This window comes from Phycicoccus sp. Root101, assembly GCF_001426245.1.
GTDB lineage: Bacteria > Actinomycetota > Actinomycetes > Actinomycetales > Dermatophilaceae > Pedococcus.
Window position 1 is genome coordinate 363082 of sequence record NZ_LMCM01000009.1, and the last position, 17213, is coordinate 380294.

Here is a 17213-nt window from a genome sequence, read left to right on the forward strand (position 1 = left end):
CGGGCCGGCGGCATACGGTGGTCACCATGGAGACGACCGCTGCGGCCACCGACCTGCACACCCTCGCCACGGGGGTGCTGCGCAGGCTCGTCGGCCGCGACGACGTCGACTTCCGGGACGGGCAGTTCGAGGCCGTGCAGGCGCTCGTGGGCGACCGGCGTCGCGTCCTGGTCGTCCAGCGCACGGGATGGGGCAAGTCCGCGGTCTACTTCGTGTCGACCGCGCTGCGCCGCGAGCAGGGCGCCGGACCCACCGTGATCGTCTCCCCCCTGCTGGCGCTGATGCGCGACCAGATCGCCGCCGCCCAGCGCGCCGGCATCAGGGCCGTCACGATGAACTCCGCCAACGCCGACGAGTGGGGCCGGGTCTCCGCGGCGCTGGCAGCCGACGAGGTCGACGTCCTGCTGGTCAGCCCCGAGCGGCTCAACAACCCGCGGTTCCGCGACGAGCAGCTGCCGGACCTCGCCCGGCGCTGCGGGCTCCTGGTCGTCGACGAGGCGCACTGCGTGTCCGACTGGGGCCACGACTTCCGTCCCGACTACCGCCGCATCCGCGACCTGCTCACGACGCTGCCCTCCGACACCCCCGTGCTGGCGACGACGGCGACCGCGAACGCGCGGGTCGTCACCGACGTCGTGGAGCAGCTCGGTGCCGGTGGGCACGACGTCCTGACGCTGCGTGGCGGCCTGGCTCGCGAGTCGTTGCGGCTCGGGGTCATGAGGCTGACCTCGCCCGAGCAGCGCCTCGCCTGGCTGCTGGCCCACCTCGACACGCTGCCCGGCAGCGGCATCGTCTACGCCCTGACCGTCTCGGCCGCCGAGGACGTCGCCGTGGCCCTGCGCGAGGCCGGCCACGAGGTCCGTGCCTACACCGGGCGCACCGACCCGGCCGACCGCGAACGCCTCGAGGCGATGCTGCGCGACAACCAGGTCAAGGCCCTGGTGGCGACGAGTGCGCTGGGCATGGGGTTCGACAAGCCCGACCTCGGGTTCGTGCTGCACCTCGGGGCACCGTCGTCGCCGGTCGCCTACTACCAGCAGGTCGGTCGTGCCGGCCGCGCCACCGAGCGCGCCGACGTGCTGCTCCTGCCGGGCCCCGAGGACAAGGACATCTGGGCCTACTTCGCGTCGGCGTCGATGCCGCGCCAGGAACAGGCCGACGCCGTGCTGACGACCCTGGCCCAGTCGCAGAAGGCCCTCTCCACCGCAGCCCTCGAGGCGGTCGTCGACATCCGTCGCACCCGCCTCGAGCTGCTGCTCAAGGTGCTCGACGTGGACGGTGCGGTCCGCCGGGTCCCCGGGGGTTGGACCTCCACGGGGGTGCCGTGGACCTACGACGCCGAGCGCTACGAGCGGGTCAGCGCCGCCCGGGTCCGCGAGCAGGACCTCATGGTCACCTACGAGCAGACCGGCGAGTGCCGCATGGCGTTCCTCCAGGAGTCGCTCGACGACGACACCGCCCTGCCGTGCGGCCGGTGCGACTCGTGCGCCGGGGTGTGGTTCCCGACCGAGATCCCCGACACCGCCGTCACCACGGCACGCGGCCGGCTCGAGCGGGCCGGCGTCGAGCTCGAGGCCCGCGCGCAGTGGCCGTCCGGCATGGACCGCCTGGGCGTCCCCCTCAAGGGCAAGATCGCCCCCGACGAGGGTATGGCGCCGGGCCGGGCCGTCGCCCGGCTCACCGACCTCGGGTGGGGCCAGCAGCTGCGCACCCTGCTGCGGGCCGACGACGGGCCGGCGCCCGCCGAGCTGCTGCGGGCCTGCGTCCCGATCCTGCGCGACTGGGACTGGGCCGAGCGCCCGGTGGCGATCGCCTCGGTCCCCTCGCGCCGCCGCCCCCAGCTCGTCGAGTCGGTCGCACAGGGCCTGGCCGAGATGGGTCGGTTGGAGTGGCTCGGACCGATGGACCTGGTCGAGGGCGGCCCGACCGGCGAGTCCGGCGGGAACAGCGCGTTCCGCCTCGCGGGGGTCTGGGGACGCCTGGCCCCGTCGGCGACCCAGCGCGAGGCGCTCGCCCGTCTCTCGGGGCCGGTGCTGCTGGTCGACGACGTGGCCTCGTCGCGCTGGACGCTGACCGTCGCCGCCCAGGAGCTGCGGCGGGCCGGGGCGCCCGGCGTGCTGCCCTTCGTCCTCGCGCTAGAAGCCTGAGCCGGCCTCGTCCGGCACCTCGGCAGGGGCCTCGGGTACCGGCTCGGCGGACCGGTGCGGTGCCGTGCGGGCGTCGGCCGGGGCCTCGAGCGGAACGGTGAACAGCGGCAGGAACAGCTGCACGGTGGGGCCGATGAGCACGGCATACAGGACCGTGCCGATGCCCACGACGCCACCGAGGGCGAACCCGACGACCAGGACGGTCACCTCGATCGTGGTGCGCACCAGGCGGATGCTGCGCCCGGTCCGGCGGACCAGTCCGGTCATCAGCCCGTCGCGCGGTCCGGGACCGAACTGGCTGCCGATGTAGAGCGCGCCGGCCAGCCCGTTGAGCACGATGCCGCCACCGAGCAGCAGCACGCGGAGCACCATCGCCGACGGCCGGTCGAGCAGCGCGAGGGTCGCATCGGTGACCAGGCCGATGACGACGACGTTCGCGATGGTCCCGAGCCCCGGCACCTGCCGCAGCGGGATCCACAGGAGCAGCACCGCCACCCCCACGATGATGGTCACGGTGCCGAAGCTCACGGGCAGGTGACGGGCGATGCCGTAGTGGAAGACGTCCCACGGGTCGAGCCCGAGTCCGGCCCGGATGAGCATGCCCATCGAGACCCCGTAGAGGGTGAGCCCGACGAACAGCTGGGCCAGGCGGCGGGTCGTGTGTCCCGCGCGGAGCTGCTGCAGCGGCGTCATCGGGGTGAGGGTGGTGCGCGTCATGGTCCCCATGGTGGTCCTTGCTGGTCTGTTTTCCGATAGCCAATTGTGTCAAAGTGGTCTGCATGTCTCCTCGTGCGCTCACCGCCGCCCGGCTCCGCCCGCTGCTCGGTGCGGCCCTCGACACGAGCCCGGCCTACCGGGGCCTCGCCGACGCCCTGCGCCTGCTGGTCGCCGACGGCCGGATCCCGGCCGGCACCCGGCTGCCCAGCGAACGCGACCTGACCGCCGCCCTCGGCGTCAGCCGGACCACCGTGGGCCGCGCGTACGCCGAGCTGCGGGACCGCGGGTACCTCGAGTCGCGGCAGGGGTCGGGCAGCGTGGCCGTGCTCCCCGGTGCGGCGACCGGCCGCCGGCAGAGCGGGCCGCTCCAGCCCACGTCCGACCAGCTCGACGGCCCGGTCATCGACCTGACCTGCGCCTCCATGAGTGCGCCGGTCGGGACCGTCGCCGCCTACGAACGCGCGCTCGAACAGCTCCCCCGCTACCTCACCGGCACGGGCTACCACCCGCTGGGCCTGCCGGCGCTGCGCGAGCAGCTGGCCGCCGACCTCACGGAGCGCGGGCTGCCCACCGACGCCGAGCAGGTCATGGTGACCGGCGGCGCGCTCGCCGGCGTGGCCATCGCGGCCCGGGCCCTGCTCTCGCCGGGCGACCGCGTGCTGCTCGAGAGCCCGACGTACCCCAACGCCATCGAGACCCTCAGCCGCTCCGGCGCCCGCGCGGTCGCCCTGCCGATCGGGGCCGAGGGCTGGGACCTCGACACCGCCGAGGCGACGCTGCGCCAGACGGCGCCGCGGGCGGCCTACCTCGTGCCCGACTTCCACAACCCCACGGGCGCCCTCATGCCCGAGGAGCACCGCGCCCGGCTGGGCCGGGCCCTGGGGCAGACCCGGACGGTGGCGATCGTCGACGAGACGCTCGTCGAGCTCGCGCACGACCCGGGTCTGGTGATGCCGTCTCCGCTGGGGGCGCACCACGCGCGGACCGTCACCGTGGGCGGGGCGAGCAAGACGTTCTGGGGTGGTCTGCGGGTGGGCTGGCTGCGGGCGCCGCGTGACCTCATGCCCGCGCTGGTCACGGCTCGGCTCACGCTCGACCTCGGCAGCCCCGTGATGGAGCAGCTCGTCCTGCTGGACCTGCTCGAACACCGGGACACCATCCTGCCGGTACGGCGGGAAGCGATCGTGGCGACGCGTGACGCGCTCGTCGGGGCCCTGCACAGTCGGCTGCCGGACTGGCGCTTCACCGTGCCGCAGGGCGGGTTGTGCCTCTGGGCGGAGCTGCCCGAGGCACTCTCGACGCCTTTGACCGTCGCGGCGGACCAGCGTGGGGTCGTCCTTGCACCGGGGTCGCAGTTCGCGGTGGACGGGGGCATGGAGCGGTTCCTGCGCATCCCGTTCACCGGCCACACCCCAGAGGTGGTCACCGACGCCGTGGAGCGGATCGCCCTGGCCTGGGAGGACGCCGTCGCGAGCCGACCGGCCGGCCGGCGACGTCCACCGCTGGTGGCGTGAGCGCCGACCGCACCGTCGAACTCGCCTCGAGCCGGCATCGGCACGCCCCCTAGGCTTCCGCTGTGACCGACGACAGCACCGCACCCACCGAGCCCCTCGCCGACCTGCTCGCCACCCTCGACCTCGAGGAGCTGGGGACCGCCCGCATCACCGTCGAGGGCGTCGACGGCGCGGAGTCCATCGACCTCGGCGAGTCCGGTGCCTCGGTGTTCCTGGGCCGCAGCCAGAAGACCCCGCACGGCCGGGTCTTCGGCGGTCAGGTCCTGGCCCAGTGCGTCATGGCTGCCGGTCGCACCGTGGCCGACATCGACGACGGCGACGGCCCGCGCCACATCCACTCGCTGCACGGCTACTTCATGCGGCCGGGCGACGACACCAAGCCGATCCGGTTCGCCGTCGAACGGATGCGTGACGGCCGGTCGTTCTCGACCCGCCGCGTCCACGCCATCCAGGACGGCCTGCCGATCCTGTCGATGATCACGTCGTTCCAGGAGCAGGCCGACGGCCTGGACCACCAGGACGCCATGCCTGACGTCCCGGGGCCCGAGACCCTGCCGTCGCTGCAGGACCTGTTCGGCGCCGTCGACCACCCGCAGGCCCGGCACCTGCTCAACCGTCCCGTCGAGCACCGGCACGTCGAGGGTGACGTGTTCGCGGCGCCCGGCCCGGAGCACGTCGCCCACCAGAGCGTGTGGCTCAAGGCGATCGGCGAGCTCCCCGACGACCCGCTCGTGCACGCCGCCGTCCTCGCCTACGCCTCCGACTACACACTGCTCGAGTCGGTCATCCGCCGCCACGGTCTCGCGTGGAGCGACCGCAGGCTGCGACCTGCCAGCCTCGACCACGCCATGTGGTTCCACCGGCCGGTGAACGTCGACGACTGGATCCTCTACACCCAGGAGTCGCCCTCGGCGTCCGGCGGCCGCGGCCTCGGCATCGGCCGCATGTTCGGTGCCGATGGCACCCTCGTCGCGACCGTCGCCCAGGAGGGCATGGTCCGGGTGAAGAAGTCCTGATGGTCGAGCGCGAGGCATCCCGGTGGGTGGTCGACGCGCTGCGCGCCGAGGACCACGAGACGTGGACGGCGCTGCACCGCGGGTACCTCGACTTCTACGAGGTCACCGACCCCGAACGGGTCTCCCCCGCGATCTGGGCCTGGTTGACCGACCCCGACCACGAGCTCGAGTGTGTCGTCGTCCGCCCCGCCCCGGGCGCGCAGCCGGTCGGTATGGCGCACTTCCGCCCCTTCGTGCGACCACTCGCCGCCGCGACGGCCTGCTTCCTCGACGACCTGTTCGTCGCCCCGGCCGCCCGCGGCTCGGGCGCCGTGGACGCGCTGCTCGCCGCCCTTCAGCAGGTCTCCAGAGACCGGGGCTGGACCCAGGTTCGCTGGATCACCAGGGAGAGCAACGCCCGGGCGCGGTCGACCTACGACCGGCTGGCCAGGCAGACCGACCTCGTGACCTACGAGCTGCCCGTCTGACCGCGCACGACTCGCAGGAGGTCAGCCGACGCGGACGATCGCCGCAGTGCGCGGCGGCAGGTGGACCGACTGCTCCTTGAGCTTGGTCTGGCCGGGCTCCCACGCCAGCACGACCCCGGTGGGTGCCGCGTCGAGCGGCACCGTCCAGCGCGAGCCGGCCAGGTTGACCACGGTGCGCAAGGAGCCACGGCGCATCACGAGCCACTGGCCGCGCTCGTCGAAGTCCACCTCGACGAGGTCGAGCCGCCCGTCGCTGAGCGCGAACTCCTTGCGCCGCAACGCGATCAGGTCCCGGTACCACGAGAGCATGCGCGCGTGCGGTGCGAGGCGGACCTCGTCCCACCGCAGCTGGGACCGGCGGTAGGTGGCCTCGTCCTGCGGGTCCGGGACGTCGTGCGCCGCCCAGCCGTGCGACTCGAACTCCCGGCGACGCCCCTCCGTGACGGCCTGCGCCATCTCCGGCTCCTCGAAGTCGGTGAAGAACTGGAACGGTGTCGTGGCTGCCCACTCCTCGCCCATGAACACCATCGGCGTGAAGGCTGACGTGAGGTAGAGCGCGGCGCCGATCGCCTGCTGCGAGGGACTGACCAACGCCGAGATGCGTTCTCCGACAGCGCGGTTGCCCACCTGGTCATGGGTCTGGAGGTAGGCGACGAAGCGCCGCCCGTCGACCTTCTCGCGATCCACCTCGGCACCCCAGTCGTGCCCGCGGAAGCTGGACCAGGTGCCGTCGTGGAGGAACCCACGAGTCAGCGTCTTCGCCAGGACGGCGAGCGGCCCACCGTCCGGGAGTGCGCGGCTGTGCCCGGCGAAGTCGGCGTAGTAGCCCTGGGTCTCCCCCGTGAGCGTCACGTGGAGGGCGTGGTGGACGTCGTCGTCCCACTGGGCGTCCATGCCGCGGCCACCGGCACCGGTCGGCGTCACCATCATCGCGTTGTTGAGGTCGCTCTCGGCGACCAGGTGCAGGGGCCGTCCGAGGGTGCGACCGAGCTCGGCCACCTCGTCGGCCAGCTGCGCCAGGAGGTGGGTCGGGGAGTCGTCGCGCAGCTCGTGGACGGCGTCGAGGCGCAGCGCGTCGACGTGGAAGTCGGCGAACCACCGCAAGGCGTTGTCCACCATCCACCGGCGCACGGCCTCGCTGTCCGGACCGTCGAGGTTGAACCCGGCCCCCCACGGCGTCGGGTGCGCGTCGGAGAAGTAGGGCCCGAACCGGGACAGGTAGTTGCCGACCGGCCCGAGGTGGTTGTACACGACGTCGAGGCAGACGCCGAGCCCCAGCCGGTGGCACTCGTCGACGAAACGCTGCAGCGCCGCGGGGCCGCCGTAGACGTCCTCGACGGCCCACGGGCCCACCCCGTCGTAGCCCCAGTTCCAGCGGCCGGGCCACGCCGAGAGCGGCATGAGCTCGACGACGTCGACGCCGAGCTCCACCAGGTGGGGCAGCCGCGCCTGGGCGGCGTCGAGCGTGCCCTCCTTGGTGAAGGTCCCCACGTGCAGCTCGTACACGACCGCACCCAGGACACCGAGCCCTTGTTGCGGACCGGCCCAGGTGGCGTCGTGCCACAGGTGCTGGGAGGCGTCGAACCACCGACTCGTCCCGTGGACTCCGTGCGGCTGGTGCGCCGACCGGGGGTCAGGCGTCAGGTCACCGCCGTCCACACGGAAGCCATAGTCCAGGGCCGGGTACGGCGCCATACCGGGGTCACCGCCGGCGGTCACCACACCCGTGGTCGGGCCGTCGGCAGGAACCACGTCTGCGGGGAGCTCCCAGGCCCACCAGCCCCCGTCCTGCCGCACCAGTGGTGCGGTCGCGGCAGGGCGGTCGCCGAGGGTGAACTCGACGTCGACGCGTTCGGCGACCGGCGCCCAGACGGTGACGGTGTGTGCGGAGCTCATGCGTGGTCCAAGGGTTGGGGCTCAGGCGATCTCATCGCGTCCCAGCGTGCCATGACGGACGAGCAGGGCGACGGGGAGGTCGGTCAGCAGACGTGCCAGCCGGACGCCGGGACGGCCCTCGAGCGAGACGACGGCCCGGCCGGTGAACAGGTCGTGCCACTCCCCCTCCGGCAGGGCGAGGTGGGCCTCGCCCCAGCCACCCGACGCGGCGAGCTTGTCGCTGAACCGGGTCACGACGGCGACGACCTGCAGGCCGCTCTCGTCGCCGCGACCGACGGCGAGCGCGTGGTCGCTGGTCGTCGCCACGCGCTCGTACGTCGCGTGGTGACCGGTGAACCACTGCGCGTGGTGGTGCCGCAGCCGCAGGGTGCGGGAGGTGACGAGCAGCTTCTCGTCGTCGAGGTCCGCCGGTTCCCCGCCCTTGTCGAGGCGGGCCAGCCGGGTGCGGCGCTGCCCGTAGTCGACGGGTCTGCGGTTGTCCGGGTCGACGAGCGACAGGTCGACCAGCTCGGTCCCCTGGTAGACGTCGGGGACGCCGGGGACGACGAGCTGCAGGAGCTTCTGGCCGAGGATGTTGGACCGGGACGCGGCTGCCGCGCGGTCGACCCAGGCCTGGCAGTGCGACACGAGCGCGGGTTGCCCCAGCAGGGCCGCGACGTACCGCTGCACGTCGGCCTCGTACGCGTCGTCCTGGTCGGTCCACGTGGTGTGCTGCTTGGCCTCGCGAATCGCCTTGGTGGCATAGGCCTGGAGGCGCTCGACGCTGATCGGCCAGGCACCCACCGCGGTCTGCAGGAGGAAGTACTCCGTCGCCGGGTCGAGCTTCTTGCCGCGGTGGTCCTTGGCCAGTCGGCGCGCGGTCCCGACCCACGCCTTCCACTCGGCCGAGAGCTCGGACACCACGGCCAGCCGGGCCCGGACGTCCTCGGACCGCTTCGTGTCGTGGGTCGACAGGGTCGTCATCGTCGTCGGCCAGGAGGCCAGCTGGCGCGAGGCGAACTCGTGCAGCTCCTCGGGGGCGATGCCGAGGAGGCCCGGGTCACCGCCGACCTCGTTGAGGGAGGTGAGCCGGGAGTAGCGGTAGAACGTGGTGTCCTCGATCCCCTTGGCCATCACCGGCCCGCAGGTCTGCTGGAAGCGCACCACGAACTCGCGCTGCGCCGACTCGGTGTCGGCGTGCGCCTCGGGGAGGCGGCCACCGCGGGCGAGCTGGGCGATCGTGCTCAGGCTGAGCTGGTCGGGCCCGGCGATCACTGCCATGGCGCGCGACTCGGCGGCGTTGAGGACGGCGGCCTGGCTCGGGTCGGCCTCGCTGCCGCCGACGTACGCGCGGTAGCGGTCCATGGCGACGAGGAGCTCACCCAGTGCGCGCTTCAGCGAGGCCTGGTCGTGCCACGGCAGCACCTGCTCGACCAGCCGCATCAACCGGTTGACCTCCGCGGCCTGCACCTCACGCACGACCTGCCGCTTGGCGTCGACGACCATGGCGTCGAGGTCCTCCTGGTGCCCGACGACCTGGTTCAGCAGGTCGGTGAGCGGTCCCTTGCCCGCGGGGTCGACGAAGACGCCGCCGACCCGGAGGAGGGTGTCGTACCCCGTCGTCCCGGCACAGCGCCAGGTGTCGGGGAGCTCCTCGTGCCCCTCGAGGATCTTCTCCGCCACCACCCACGCGTCGTCCGTGGCCTCGGCCAGCCGGTCGAGGTAGCCACCGGGGTCGGCGAGGCCGTCCGGGTGGTCGATCCGGAACCCGTCGACGAACCCGGACCGGTAGAAGTACAGGAGCAGCCGGTGGGTGGCGTCGAAGACCTCGGGGTCCTCGACCCGCACGGCGGCCAGGGTCGTCACGTCGAAGAAGCGTCGGTAGTTGAGCCGCTGCGCGCCTTCGCGCCAGTCGCACAGCAGGTACCACTGCGCCTCGACGAGCTCGGCCACCGGGAGGTGCTCGGTTCCCGGGCGGACCGGGAACTCGTGGTCGAAGTACCGCAGCACCGCCTCGTCGCCGCGCGGACCGCCGTCCCGGTGGACCGCCAGCTCGCCGGCCGACAGGGCCGAGGAGAGGGGCCCACCGAGGACCGGCACCAGGACCCGGTCGTCCTCGGCCGCCCAGTCCACGTCGAACCAGTGCGCGTACTCCGAGTTGCGCCCCTCGCGCAGCAGCGACCACCACTGGCGGTTCAGGTGCGCAGGGGTGGGCGTCGTCATGTGGTTCGGGACCACGTCGACGATCACGCCGAGGCCGTAGAGCGACAGGGTGCGCGACAGCCTGGCCAGCTCGGTGCCGCCCCCCGCCTCCTCGTTGATGAGGTCGTGGTTGACGACGTCGTAGCCGTGCGTCGAACCGGGCGCCGGCTGCAGGACCGGCGACAGGTAGGCGTGCGACACCCCGAGGGCGTCGAGGTAGCTCGCCTGCTCCGCCGCGTTGTCGAAGGTGAACCCGCCGTGGACCTGCAGGCGGTACGTCGCGGTGGGCACCACTCGCCCCTCCGCCGGCCGGTGCGGTGGCGTCCCGCGCTGCATACCCGTCTCCTGCATCGTCATCGAACGGTCACTGTGGTCGTCGTCGGTCGGTCCTCGACACCCCTGACAGGGAGATCATCGCCGGGCGACGGCCGCTCCTGCGGGAGATCCGGAGGGAAGCGCACGAGGACACCGCAGGACCACGACGCTACGCCCTTCGGCCTTGACCTTGGCGTCCGGCTTGTACTCCTTTGCCTGGACCTCCTGGGCCGACGTGTCGAGCTCGGTGACCCAGCGGTCGCCGTACTCCTTGCCGGGCAGGACGAACGGGAGCACGTCGTGGTGGCCGTTGAAGATCACCAGGAAGTGGTCGTCCAGCGTCTGCTGTCCGCGCGTGTCCGGCTCGGGGATCGTCTGCCCGTTGAGGAAGACCATCATCGAGCGGGCGTAGCCGTTGGCCCAGGACTCCTCGTCCATGTGGTTGCCACCGGGCTCGAACCACGCGATGTCGCCCACCGCGCTCTCGCCACCGTGGTCGGCCGAACCCGCGAAGAAGCGGCGACGACGGAACACCGGGTGGTCGTGACGCAGCTCGACGAGCTTCTGGGTGAAGGCGATGAGGTCGAGCTGGTCCTGGTCGAGGCTCCAGTCGATCCACGAGATCTCGTTGTCCTGGCAGTAGCCGTTGTTGTTGCCACCCTGGCTGCGGCCGAGCTCGTCGCCGTGCAGCAGCATCGGGACGCCCTGGGAGAGCAGGAGGGTGGCCAGCATGTTGCGCTGCTGGCGCAGGCGCAGGGCGTTGACCTTCTTGTCCTTGGTCGGGCCCTCGACGCCACAGTTCCAGGAGCGGTTGTGGCTCTCGCCGTCGTTGCCGTCCTCGCCGTTGGCGTCGTTGTGCTTGTCGTTGTAGGACACCAGGTCCCGCAGCGTGAAGCCGTCGTGCGCGGTGACGAAGTTGATCGACGCGATCGGCTTGCGGCCGCTGTGCTCGTAGAGGTCGCTCGAGCCGGTGAGCCGGGACGCGAACTCGCCGAGCGTCGCGCTCTCGCCACGCCAGAAGTCGCGCACGGTGTCGCGGTACTTGCCGTTCCACTCGGTCCACAGGGGCGGGAAGTTGCCGACCTGGTAGCCGCCGTCGCCGACGTCCCAGGGCTCGGCGATAAGCTTGACCTGGCTGACCACCGGGTCCTGCTGCACGAGGTCGAAGAAGGCCGACAGCTTGTCGACCTCGTGGAACTGGCGCGCCAGCGTGGCCGCGAGGTCGAACCGGAACCCGTCGACGTGCATCTCGGTCACCCAGTAGCGCAGCGAGTCCATGATGAGCTGGAGCACGTGCGGGTGGCGCATCAGCAGGCTGTTGCCGGTGCCCGTGGTGTCGTAGTAGTGAGCCTTGTCCTCGTCGACGAGGCGGTAGTAGGCCGCGTTGTCGATGCCTCGGAAGCAGATCGTCGGGCCGAGCTGGTTGCCCTCGGCGGTGTGGTTGTAGACCACGTCGAGGATGACCTCGATGTCGGCCTCGTGGAGGGCCTTGACCATCCCCTTGAACTCGGCCACCTGCTCGCCACGCGTGCCGTAGGCCGCGTAGCCGTTGTGCGGGGCGAGGAACCCGATCGTGTTGTAGCCCCAGTAGTTCGACAGGCCCTTGTCACGCAGGGTGAAGTCGTTCACGAACTGGTGGACCGGCATGAGCTCGATCGCCGTGATCCCCAGCTGCTTGAGGTGGTCGATGATCACAGGGTGGGCGATGCCGGCATACGTGCCGCGGATCTCCTCCGGGACGTCGGGGTGGGTCTCCGTCAGGCCCTTGACGTGCGCTTCGTAGATGACGCTGTTGTGGTACTCGTGGCGCGGCAGGCGGTCCTGGCCCCAGTCGAAGAACGGGTTGATGACGACCGAGAGCATCGTGTGGCCGAGGCTGTCGTCGGTGTTGATCTTGTCCGGCTCGTCGCTGGGGTCGTCGAAGCGGTACGAGAAGAGGGACTCGTCGCCGTCGGGCTGGCCGTCGATGGCCTTGGCGTACGGGTCGAGGAGCAGCTTGGCGGGGTTGCAGCGGTGGCCCTGGGCCGGGTCGTACGGGCCGTGGACGCGGTAGCCGTAGCGCTGGCCGGGCTGCACGCCGGGGATGTAGCCGTGCCACACGAAGCCATCGACCTCGGGCAGCGGGTACTTCGTCTCGACGCCCTGGTCGTCCACGAGGCAGAGCTCGATGTTCTCGGCGACCTCGGAGAACAGGGCGAAGTTCACACCGGTTCCGTCGTAGGTCGCGCCGAGCGGGTAGGCCTTGCCGGGCCAGATCTCCATGAATCGCCTTCGTGTTCTTGTCGTGTCCCGGGCCACGAGGTGGTCGGGGACAGGATCTGCTGGTGAGGGCGGCATTGGCCTCGCGTGGAGCCCATTGTGCCGGAGGTGGGGGTCACGCGCTGACGAGCAGCGACGCCGTGCCGCCGTGACCGGCCGCGGACCGACCTCGGACGGACCGTCGCGACCGGCCGCGGACCACGGTAAGCGCTCGCTCAGTAGAGTGCAGGGCATAGCACGACCCCACCCGACCCGTCCCACCCCTTGGAGGACCTCCATGACCACCCAGCGCGTCGCGATCGTCACCGGAGCAGCCCGCGGCATCGGTGCCGCCACCGCCAAGCGACTGGCGGCCGAGGGGCACGCCGTCGGGGTGCTCGACCTCGACGAGGGGTCCTGCGCCGAGACCGTCGCCGCGATCACGGGTGCCGGCGGCCGCGCCGTCGCCGTGGGCGTCGACGTCGCGAAGGCCGACCAGGTCGAGGCAGCGGTGCAGCGGGTGGCCGACGAGCTGGGCGCGCCGACGATCCTGGTCAACAACGCCGGGATCACGCGCGACAACCTGCTGTTCAAGATGACCGAGCAGGACTGGGACTCGGTCATGGACGTGCACCTGCGGGGCTCGTTCCTCATGACCCGCGCCGTCCAGAAGCACATGACCGAGGCGAAGTACGGCCGCATCGTCAACCTCTCCTCGACGTCCGCCCAGGGCAACCGTGGCCAGGTCAACTACTCGGCGGCGAAGGCGGGCCTGCAGGGCTTCACCAAGACCCTGGCCATCGAGCTCGGGAAGTTCGGTGTCACGGCGAACGCCGTGGCGCCCGGTTTCATCCAGACCGAGATGACCAAGATGACCGCCGAGCGGATCGGGGTCTCCTTCGAGGACTTCATCGCCCACTCGGCCAAGGAGATCCCCGTGGCACGCGTCGGCCAGCCGGAGGACATCGCCGCGACCATCGCGTTCCTCACCTCCGAGGAGGCCGGCTTCGTCTCCGGCCAGGTCATCTACGTCGCCGGCGGACCACAGGACTGATGCCGCCGACCGAGTTCGTCGACACCCCCCGCCCCGCTCGGACGATCACCTGCGACGGCAGCCTGGTGCGGCCGATGGCTGCCGAGGCGTGGAAGGCCACCTTCCCGCCCGCCAACATCGCCCTCCGGTATGCCGTGACGGCCGTGCTCGGCGTGGTGGTCTGGTTGTCGACGCACTCGGCGTTCCTCACGGCCGCGATCGCCGTCCTCGCGCCGACGGTGGTTCTGCTCGTGTCCCGCCTGCGCCTGCACCAGTCGATCCGGGCGGTCGTGGGGGCGGGCCGGGTGCTCACCTCCGGCTACGACGCGCAGGGGCGGTTCGTCGTCGACCGGGCGACCGGTTCGCTGGACTTCGCCGCAGGGGCGGCCAGGGCCGTCACGCGCGTCGGAGAGGTCACGGTGGTCCGATCCCGGTCCCGCCAGCCGGCGTTCGTCACCGCCTCGGAGCTGCTGACGGCCGACGACGCGGACTTCCTCACCTCGACGTCCGCGAACGGTGACCTGGTCGAAGGCTTCCGGGCCGCTCACCCCGAGGTCACGTCGCCGCTGCTGGTCACCCCGGCTGTGCAGCAGGCCACCGTGCGCCTCATGCGTCGCGCGCTGGTCCGTCACCCGTTCCTCCAGGTGGCCGTGGCCGCCTCCGTGCTCACCGTCGCCATCTCCGACCACCGCCTGCTGGCCGCCGCGGTCGTGGCCACCCTCGGGCTCGCCGTGGTGGTCATCCTCGAGTTCGGGCTCGTCCGCACCGGGACGAAAGCGCTGTTCTCCGAGGGAACGGTCGTCGGCGCCGCGCTCCTCGACGACGGCCTGGTGCTGCACGTCCCGGGTTATCCGTCCCACCTCGGCACCGACGAGCTGCGCACCGTGCGCGCCGACGACGACGGGGTCGTGATCCGCACGCGTCGCCAACGCGTCCACCTCCTGCCGCTCGGCACCCTGGACGCCGACGGCACCGCCCGCCTGCTCGGGCTCGTCGCGCGCTGACGCCGCACTGCCCCGTCCCCTCAAGGGCGACCTGAGCCCGTTCCTGCACGAATCGCCCCCACCCACCCGGATCGAGGGCGATCCGTGCACGAAGCGGCACGACTCGTCCGAACGTCCACGAGCCGCGCCAACCACCCGTCGGCCTCCTGTCCTCGCACCTACACTCCGTGGCCGTGGGGGACGAACGACAGACCGAGCCCGTGGCAGCCGACTGGGCGGGCGTGCTGCCCACGACGGCTGCTCTGCCGAGGCCCCCGGTCGAGGTGTCCTGCGACGAGGCCCTGGTACGTCGGGCGACGCGCTCCGCGGTCGTGCTCACCGTGGTGGGGCCGCGCAGCCTGTGGGCCGTCGTGGTCGCCGTCGTCGCGAGCGCCTGCGTCCTGGCCCAGTTCGACGCGATCCCGTGGTGGGTCTTCGGTGTCGTCACGGCGGGGTACTACGCCCTCCAGGTCGTGGCCACCTCGGCGCGGCTCACGCGCGCGTTCCGCCAGATGCTCCCCCTCGGGACGACCGTGCGGTCCTGGTATGCCGCTCCGGAGGTGCTCGTCATGGAGACCGGCAACGGGCGCACGGAGTTCCGGGCCGGATCCCTGGCCTCGGCGCGCCGACGCGGCTCCGTCCTGCAGCTGCGGCTGCGCCGCAACCGGCGCCGGGGCTTCGTGCTCGGCGCCATGCTGACCGACGCCGACCTCGGGTTCCTCCTCACCCCGGCGCCCCCCGGCCACCACCCCCTTCCCGCCATGAACGGAGCCGAGCTTCCCATCGTGGTCGTCGTGACCGCCCCCGTGCGGCAGGCCATCCGACGAGCGGTCCTCGTCTTCCTGTGGCGCCGACCCAGCGTCGTGGTCCTCCTCGCCCTCTCCGCCCTCCTGCTCGCTGCCGCGGTCCTGCTGGACCCTGCCTATGCCGCCGCGCCGGCCTTCATCCTCGGCATGCTCGGTCTGAGCACGGTGGTGACCCTGAGAGGGGTCCAGCGGACCTACCCGCCCGGACTGGTCATCCAGGCAGCGATCACCGACGGCGGCCTGCGGTTGCGCACCGGCGACGACCTGGAGGACACCTTCGTGCTGAGGTCTGCCCGTCGGGGCGTGGTCGGTCGGCGGGTCGTCCGCATCGACCGGCAGCAGGGTCAGCCCTCGATCTTCCTGCCGCGCGACCTGTTCCCCCCGGCGGAGCTGGCCCGGTTGCAGCGCGCGATCGGCGCCTGAAGCGCAACGCAGGTTCGGCCGGTCGGCTGGTCCGTTGGTCGCCCAGCCCTGCGCCGGCTGCCTCGAATCCCGGGACACCCGCCTGCCCCGGATGGCACTGGTCGGGCCGTCCGGGTCGGTGGAGCGGCTGTCGGGCTCCGACCGCTACGCGACCGCCGTGACGGTGAGCCGCAGCCGGTGGCCCGACGGGGCGAGTGCGGCCCTCGCCTCCGGTGCGAACTTCCCCGACGCCCTCTCGCTCGGCCCGTCGACCCGAGGCTACGAGCCCCTGCTCCTCACCGGACCCACCCGGCTGCCGGACCCGACCCGGCGTGAGCTGCAACGGCTGCGCCCGTCGGGGGTGACCATCGCCGGCGGCACCTCGGTCGTCGGCACCTCAATCGAGCGAGAGATCCGCGATCTGCCCGACCTGCCCTGAACCGCTCTGGCTGACGCCCCCGGCGGGGCGTCAGCGGGCCATGACGACGAGGCGTCCGGTGGTCCGACCGGCGCCGAGGCTGGTCAGGGCGGTCGGTGCGTCCCCGAACGCGACCCGCTCGGAGACGACCGGCCTGATCTGGCCGGCATCGGCCATCGCGGTCAGCGCCGCGTGTGCCTCCCGCGCCACGGCGGGGTCCCGCTGGAGGTACAGCCCCCAGTGCAGGCCCAGGATCGAGTAGTTCTTGACCAGCGCGTGGCCGAGCGCGGGTGCCGGGATGGTGCCACTGGTGAAACCCACCACCACGATGCGTCCCTCGAACGCGACCACCTTGGTCGAGGCGTCGTAGGACGCCCCACCGACGGGGTCGAACACCACGTCCGCTCCGGAGCGACCGAGCGCGTCCTTCAGCCCCGCGACCAGGTCGCCGGCGGTCCGGTCGACGACGACGTCCGCACCAGCCTCGCGGGCCACCGCAGCCTTCGCCTCGCCGCCGACGACCGCGACGACGCGCGCCCCGAGGGCCTTCCCGACCTGGACGGCGGCGCTGCCCACTCCTCCGGCTGCGGCATGGACGAGCAGCGTCTCGCCCCGGCGCAGGCCGGCCCGCCGGACGAGCCCCACGTATGCCGTCTGGTAGCCGATGGTGAGGCAGCTCGCCGCCGCGTCGTCGAGGGAGGACGGTGCGGCGAAGGTGCCACCGAGTGGCAGGAGGGCCTCCTGCGCGAGGCCGCCGTGCGGCATCGCGGTCGTGCCGACGACCCGGTCGCCCACCGACACGTGCGGGTCGGTCGTGACACCACCGTCACCCGGCCCGACCTCCAGCACCTCACCGCAGACCTCGACCCCTGGCACGAACGGCAGCTCCGGCCGGACCTGGTAGTGGCCGCGCGCCATCAGCACGTCGGGGAAGTTCAGCGCCGTCGCCAGCACCCTGACCCGGACGTGCCCGGCCGGCACCTGCGGGCTGGGCACCTCTGCGAGGGCGAGGACGTCAGCGGGCTCGCCCAGCGCGGTGACCTGCCATGCGTGCACGCGGTTCTCCTGAGGTCGGACGGG

13 protein-coding genes are annotated in these 17213 nt (G+C 72.2%); 8 read left to right on the top strand and 5 right to left on the bottom strand.

The window, feature by feature from the left end:
- Window positions 1-26 precede the first annotated feature (26 nt).
- Entirely contained in the window at window positions 27-2147 is a 2121-nt protein-coding gene (locus ASC58_RS16380; RefSeq protein WP_056920045.1) for an ATP-dependent DNA helicase RecQ, read from the top strand.
- Here the strand turns inward: ASC58_RS16380 and ASC58_RS16385 are convergent.
- Window positions 2136-2864: a hypothetical protein gene (locus ASC58_RS16385; protein WP_235529280.1), complete on the bottom strand. Its 729-nt coding sequence runs from the start codon at window positions 2862-2864 to the stop codon at window positions 2136-2138. The two genes, ASC58_RS16380 and ASC58_RS16385, sit on opposite strands and share 12 nt — an antisense overlap.
- A 62-nt stretch (window positions 2865-2926) precedes the next feature.
- Here ASC58_RS16385 and ASC58_RS16390 point away from each other — a divergent pair, with 62 nt between their 5' ends.
- From ASC58_RS16390 to ASC58_RS16400, 3 genes are all read left to right on the top strand, one after another.
- Window positions 2927-4378 (top strand): PLP-dependent aminotransferase family protein, encoded by a 1452-nt coding sequence (locus ASC58_RS16390; protein ID WP_056917898.1) that lies wholly within the window; start codon window positions 2927-2929, stop codon window positions 4376-4378.
- 62 nt (window positions 4379-4440) lie between these two features.
- Complete coding sequence (locus tag ASC58_RS16395) at window positions 4441-5394, top strand: acyl-CoA thioesterase II (RefSeq protein WP_056917784.1); 954 nt, start codon at window positions 4441-4443, stop codon at window positions 5392-5394.
- Window positions 5394-5861: a GNAT family N-acetyltransferase gene (locus ASC58_RS16400; RefSeq protein ID WP_082553385.1), complete on the top strand. Its 468-nt coding sequence runs from the start codon at window positions 5394-5396 to the stop codon at window positions 5859-5861. The genes ASC58_RS16395 and ASC58_RS16400 overlap by 1 nt, the downstream gene beginning before the upstream one ends.
- A 21-nt stretch (window positions 5862-5882) precedes the next feature.
- Here the strand turns inward: ASC58_RS16400 and treZ are convergent, their stop codons facing one another.
- From treZ to glgX, 3 genes are all read right to left on the bottom strand, one after another.
- Complete coding sequence (treZ, locus tag ASC58_RS16405) at window positions 5883-7757, bottom strand: malto-oligosyltrehalose trehalohydrolase (RefSeq protein WP_056920046.1); 1875 nt, start codon at window positions 7755-7757, stop codon at window positions 5883-5885.
- 21 nt (window positions 7758-7778) lie between these two features.
- Entirely contained in the window at window positions 7779-10229 is a 2451-nt protein-coding gene (gene treY / locus ASC58_RS16410; protein ID WP_235529281.1) for a malto-oligosyltrehalose synthase, read from the bottom strand.
- 120 nt (window positions 10230-10349) lie between these two features.
- Window positions 10350-12515, bottom strand: a complete 2166-nt coding sequence (glgX, locus tag ASC58_RS16415) for a glycogen debranching protein GlgX (protein ID WP_056917786.1) — start codon at window positions 12513-12515, stop codon at window positions 10350-10352.
- A gap of 274 nt (window positions 12516-12789) precedes the next feature.
- Between glgX and fabG the strand changes: the two genes are divergently transcribed.
- The 4 genes from fabG to ASC58_RS16435 all read left to right on the top strand — a co-directional run bounded on the left by fabG (window position 12790) and on the right by ASC58_RS16435 (window position 16154).
- A complete protein-coding gene (fabG, locus tag ASC58_RS16420; protein WP_056917787.1) occupies window positions 12790-13545 on the top strand; it encodes a 3-oxoacyl-ACP reductase FabG in 756 nt (251 codons plus the stop codon).
- A complete protein-coding gene (locus ASC58_RS16425) occupies window positions 13545-14528 on the top strand; it encodes a hypothetical protein (RefSeq protein ID WP_056917788.1) in 984 nt (327 codons plus the stop codon). Before fabG ends, ASC58_RS16425 begins: the two co-directional genes overlap by 1 nt.
- Window positions 14529-14701: 173 nt before the next feature.
- Window positions 14702-15736 carry a hypothetical protein gene (locus tag ASC58_RS16430; protein WP_157598554.1) on the top strand — a complete coding sequence of 345 codons (1035 nt, stop codon included), beginning with the start codon at window positions 14702-14704 and terminating at the stop codon, window positions 15734-15736.
- A 91-nt stretch (window positions 15737-15827) separates the two neighbouring features.
- Window positions 15828-16154, top strand: a complete 327-nt coding sequence (locus tag ASC58_RS16435; RefSeq protein WP_056920048.1) for a cell wall-binding repeat-containing protein — start codon at window positions 15828-15830, stop codon at window positions 16152-16154.
- 30 nt (window positions 16155-16184) lie between these two features.
- On the opposite strand, the gene ASC58_RS16440 is transcribed toward ASC58_RS16435, so the two are convergent.
- On the bottom strand, window positions 16185-17189 hold the full coding sequence (locus ASC58_RS16440) for an NADPH:quinone oxidoreductase family protein (protein WP_056917791.1): 1005 nt from the start codon (window positions 17187-17189) through the stop codon (window positions 16185-16187).
- Between the last annotated feature and the right edge of the window lie 24 nt (window positions 17190-17213).

What these genes read in the sequence shown, in the direction of transcription:
- fabG (WP_056917787.1), top strand. Translation starts at nt 12,790, where the DNA reads ATGACCACCCAGCGCGTCGCGATCGTCACCGGAGCAGCCCGCGGCATC.
- treZ (WP_056920046.1), bottom strand. Translation starts at nt 7,757, where the DNA reads ATGAGCTCCGCACACACCGTCACCGTCTGGGCGCCGGTCGCCGAACGC.
- ASC58_RS16380 (WP_056920045.1), top strand. Translation starts at nt 27, where the DNA reads ATGGAGACGACCGCTGCGGCCACCGACCTGCACACCCTCGCCACGGGG.
- ASC58_RS16385 (WP_235529280.1), bottom strand. Translation starts at nt 2,864, where the DNA reads ATGACGCGCACCACCCTCACCCCGATGACGCCGCTGCAGCAGCTCCGC.
- ASC58_RS16435 (WP_056920048.1), top strand. Translation starts at nt 15,828, where the DNA reads ATGGCACTGGTCGGGCCGTCCGGGTCGGTGGAGCGGCTGTCGGGCTCC.
- ASC58_RS16400 (WP_082553385.1), top strand. Translation starts at nt 5,394, where the DNA reads ATGGTCGAGCGCGAGGCATCCCGGTGGGTGGTCGACGCGCTGCGCGCC.
- ASC58_RS16425 (WP_056917788.1), top strand. Translation starts at nt 13,545, where the DNA reads ATGCCGCCGACCGAGTTCGTCGACACCCCCCGCCCCGCTCGGACGATC.
- glgX (WP_056917786.1), bottom strand. Translation starts at nt 12,515, where the DNA reads ATGGAGATCTGGCCCGGCAAGGCCTACCCGCTCGGCGCGACCTACGAC.
- ASC58_RS16390 (WP_056917898.1), top strand. Translation starts at nt 2,927, where the DNA reads ATGTCTCCTCGTGCGCTCACCGCCGCCCGGCTCCGCCCGCTGCTCGGT.